Origin of the sequence: Microbacterium sp. Kw_RZR3 (assembly GCF_029222405.1) — a bacterium.
In the GTDB taxonomy this organism is placed as follows: domain Bacteria; phylum Actinomycetota; class Actinomycetes; order Actinomycetales; family Microbacteriaceae; genus Microbacterium.
Map to the genome: position 1 here is coordinate 1 of NZ_JARHXC010000180.1, position 4,354 is coordinate 4,354.

Annotated in this window: 3 protein-coding genes; 1 reads left to right on the forward strand and 2 read right to left on the reverse strand. The window is 68.4% G+C overall.

Features of this window, described 5'->3' with window-relative positions:
- Positions 1-32 precede the first annotated feature (32 nt).
- Together typA and P2P98_RS09440 are read right to left on the reverse strand one after the other, a co-directional pair.
- Complete coding sequence (gene typA, locus P2P98_RS09435; RefSeq protein ID WP_058597994.1) at positions 33-1,946, reverse strand: translational GTPase TypA; 1,914 nt, start codon at positions 1,944-1,946, stop codon at positions 33-35.
- Between the two features lie 134 nt (positions 1,947-2,080).
- Positions 2,081-3,835, reverse strand: coding sequence for an ABC transporter ATP-binding protein (locus P2P98_RS09440; protein WP_275799411.1), 1,755 nt, complete (start codon positions 3,833-3,835; stop codon positions 2,081-2,083).
- A gap of 62 nt (positions 3,836-3,897) precedes the next feature.
- Between P2P98_RS09440 and P2P98_RS09445 the strand changes: the two genes are divergently transcribed.
- Positions 3,898-4,354 (forward strand): PH domain-containing protein (locus P2P98_RS09445; RefSeq protein WP_275799412.1); only part of this gene is annotated, 457 nt, incomplete at its 3' end.

The following is a 4,354-nucleotide window of genomic DNA, read 5'->3' on the forward strand; positions in this document are numbered from 1 at the left end:
GAACTCGATGGGGCCGTTCTCGGACTCAACGCTCAGGCGTTGGCATCCTGACGCTTCAAACGCGAGGCGGCGCGACCACGCTCGGTCGCGTCGAGCACGACCTTGCGGATGCGCACCTTCTCGGGCGTGACCTCGACGCATTCGTCGTCGCGCGCGAACTCGAGCGACTCCTCCAGCGTGAGCACGCGCGGGGGCGTCATTGACTCGAAGGAGTCCGAGGTCGACGAACGCATGTTCGTGAGCTTCTTCTCCTTCGTGATGTTGACGTCCATGTCGTCAGCGCGCGAGTTCTCGCCGATGACCATGCCCTCGTAGACCTCTTCGGTGGGCTGCACAAAGAAGCTCATGCGCTCCTGCAGGGCGATCATGGCGAACGGGGTGACGACACCCATGCGGTCGGCCACGATCGAGCCGTTCTGACGGGTCGTGATCGAACCGGCCCAGTCGTCGTAGCCGTGCGAGATCGCGTTGGCGATGCCGGTGCCGCGCGTGATCGTCAGGAACTCGCTACGGAAGCCGATGAGACCGCGCGAGGGGACGACGAACTCCATACGCACCCAGCCGGTGCCGTGGTTGGTCATGTTGTCCATGCGGCCCTTGCGGGCGGCCATGAGCTGCGTGATCGCGCCGAGGTGCTCTTCGGGGGCGTCGATCGTGAGGTGCTCGAAGGGCTCCTTGAGCTTCCCGTCTTCGCCGCGCTTGGTGACCACCTGGGGCTTTCCGACGGTGAGCTCGAAGCCCTCGCGGCGCATGTTCTCGACGAGGATCGCCAGGGCGAGCTCGCCGCGGCCCTGGACCTCCCAGGCATCCGGGCGTCCGATGTCGACGACCTTGAGCGAGACGTTACCGATGAGCTCGCGGTCGAGACGGTCCTTGACCATGCGGGCGGTGAGCTTGTGCCCCTTGACCTTGCCCATCAGGGGCGAGGTGTTCGTGCCGATCGTCATCGAGATGGCGGGATCGTCGACCGTGATGGCCGGCAGCGGACGCACGTCCTCGGGGTCGGCGATGGTCTCGCCGATGGTGATGTCGGGGAAACCGGCGATGGCGACGATGTCGCCGGGGCCGGCGGACTCAGCGGGGAAGCGCTCGAGCGCGCGGGTCTTCAGCAACTCCGTCACGCGGGCGTTGCTCGTGGTGCCGTCGGAGCGCACCCAGGCGACCGTCTGGCCCTTCTTGAGCGTGCCGTTGAAGACGCGCAGCAGCGCGAGGCGACCGAGGAACGGGCTGGAGTCCAGGTTCGTCACCCACGCCTGCAGCGGCGCCTCGTCGTCGTAGGCCGGAGCCGGCACGTGCTCGAGGATCGCGGCGAACAGCGGCTCGAGGTCGTCGTTGTCGGGCAGCGCACCGTTGTCGGGGCGGTTGAGCGACGCGGCACCAGCGCGGCCCGAGGCGTAGACCACCGGCACGTCGAGCAGCGCGTCGACGTCGAGGTCGGGCACGTCGTCGACGAGGTCGGACGCGAGACCCAGCAGCAGGTCGTGCGCCTCCTCTTCGACCTCGGCGATGCGCGCGTCGGGGCGGTCGGTCTTGTTGACCAGCAGGATGACGGGGAGCTTGGCCTCGAGCGCCTTGCGCAGCACGAAGCGGGTCTGGGGCAGCGGGCCCTCGGACGCATCGACGAGCAGCACGACGCCGTCGACCATCGAGAGGCCACGCTCGACCTCGCCACCGAAGTCGGCGTGACCCGGGGTGTCGATCACGTTGATCGTGACGGGCACGTCGGTGTGGATGCCGTTGTACTCGATCGCCGTGTTCTTGGCGAGGATCGTGATGCCCTTCTCGCGCTCGAGGTCGTTCGAGTCCATCGCGCGCTCTTCGACGTGCGCGTGCTCGCCGAACGAGCCGGTCTGGCGGAGCATGGCGTCGACGAGAGTCGTCTTGCCGTGGTCGACGTGCGCGACGATCGCGACGTTACGGAGGTCAGGACGAAGGGCGTGCGCCATGGAGGGTCTCCAGGAAAATTGGGGTGTCGCCCGGAATCGGGCACTCCCACTCTACCGGGCGCCCGCAACTTTCCCTGGCAGACACCAGGAAAGGGCGGGAGTCCCGAGGGATCCCCGCCCTTTCCCGTTCGTGATCAGGATGCCGGCGTGTCCTTCAGCAGCTCGTGACGCAGTTCGCGACGAGCGGCCTGGACCTCGACGTCGGGCACCGGGATCGCGGCGATGAGACGCTGCGTGTACGGCTCCTTCGGAGCACGCAGGATCTCGTCACGCGTGCCCTGCTCGGCGATCTTTCCGCGGTTGAGCACGACGATCCGGTCAGCCATCGCGTCGACCACGGCGAGGTCGTGGCTGATGAAGAGACACGCGAAACGGTGCTCCTTCTGCAGCTCGCTGAGAAGCTCGAGCACGCGCGCCTGCACCGACACGTCGAGGGCGCTCGTGGGCTCATCGGCCACGAGAAGGCGCGGCTGAAGCGACAGGGCGCGAGCGATGCCGACGCGCTGCTTCTGACCACCGGACAGTTCGTGCGGGTAGCGGTTGCGGTAGCTGCGCGGGAGGCGCACCTCGTCGAGGAGCTTCTCGACGCGGGCGTCGAGCTCGGCGCCCTTCGCCTCACCGGCGAGGAAGAGCGGTTCGCCGATCGACTCGCCGATCGGGAGGCGGGGGTTCAGCGACGACGACGGGTCCTGGAACACGATGCCGACGCGACGACGCAGCGACTTGATGAGCTTGCGCGAGCCGCTCGAGATGTCGACGCCGTCGACCACGAGACGGCCGTCGGCGATCGGCTGCAGCCCGATCGCGGCACGACCGATCGTCGACTTCCCCGAGCCCGACTCGCCGACCAGACCGACGATCTCGCCCTCGGCGATCCCGAGGGTCACATCGTCGACCGCGCGGAACGCGGCGACACGGCCCTTCTTGCCGTACTCGATCGACACGTGCTCGAGCTCGAGCACCGGGTGGGCGATGACAGGCGCTTCGGCGGCGAGCGAGATCTCCTCGGTGTGCGCGGGACCTTCGGCCACCGCGGCGGCGAGGGCCTCGACGATGTCGACCGTCGCCTCACCCTCGAGCGTCTCGCCGAGGCGCGGGACCGACGCGAGCAGTTCCTTCGTGTAGTCGTCCTGCGGGTCGCCGAGCACGACCGCGGCAGGACCCTGCTCGACGATCTCGCCCGACTTCATCACGACGATCCAGTCGGCGAGGTCGGCGACGACACCCATGTCGTGGGTGATGAGCAGCACGGCCGAGTCGAGGCGGTCACGCAGGTCGCGGATGAGGTCGAGGATCTCGGCCTGGACCGTGACGTCGAGCGCGGTCGTCGGCTCGTCGGCGATGAGCAGGGCGGGCTCGAGGCTGATCGACTGCGCGATCATCGCGCGCTGGCGCTGACCGCCCGAGAGCTGGTGCGGGTACGACGCGAACGCCTTGGCCGGGTCGGGCAGGCCGACCATGCCCAGCAGCTCGAGAGCACGAGCCTTGGCCGCGGACGGAGCGATGGGGGTGTGCGCGCGCAGAGCCTCGATGATCTGCGACCCCACCGTCAGCACCGGGTTGAGCGCCGTCATCGGCTCCTGGAAGATGGCGGCGACCTCGGGACCGCGCAGCTCACGCATCTGTCGACCCGACAGGTCGGTGATCTCGCGACCGTTCACCTTGATGCTTCCGGTGACCCGGCTGTTCTTGGGAAGCAGGTCGAGCACGGCCATCGAGCTCACGCTCTTTCCCGAACCCGACTCGCCGACGACGGCGACCACTTGACCGCGCGCGATCGAGTAGTTCAGGTTCTTCGCGGCCGGAACCCAGACGTCGTCGACGGCGAAGTCGACGCTGAGGTCGGTCATCTGGAGGGCGGGGACGCCCGCCGTCTCGGTCGTGCTCATGAGACTGTCCTCTCGGTCCCGCTCAGCGGGAGTGAGTGATCGGAAAATGAAAGAATCGGAGGATGCCACGCCAGACGTTCCGTTCGACGTTCACCCGCATCCTGTGCGTCATCGCGTGGGCGATCATCGCCGTGGTCGCGATCGGCCTGCTGGTGGTGCCCGGCGCCTCGGACGCGCCCGCGCTCGTGATCGTCGGAGGCCTCGGCGCGGCGGCCGTCGTGACCGCCGTGCTCTGGTCGCCCTCGATCTGCGTCGACGACGAGGCCGTGCAGGTCGACAACATCGCCCTGCGATACCGCGTGCCGTGGGCTGCGCTCATCCACGTCGACACCCGCTACGCCCTGCAGTTGCACACCCCGGGACGACGCATCGGTGTCACCGCCGCACCGGCCCCGGGCGCGACCGGATCGCTGCGCGCGATGCGCGCCCACCGACGCAGTGAGGGTGTGACGGCACCGAACACCCGGCCGGGCGAGCTGCCCGGGACGGACTCCGGCAACGCGGCCGAACTCGTTCGCT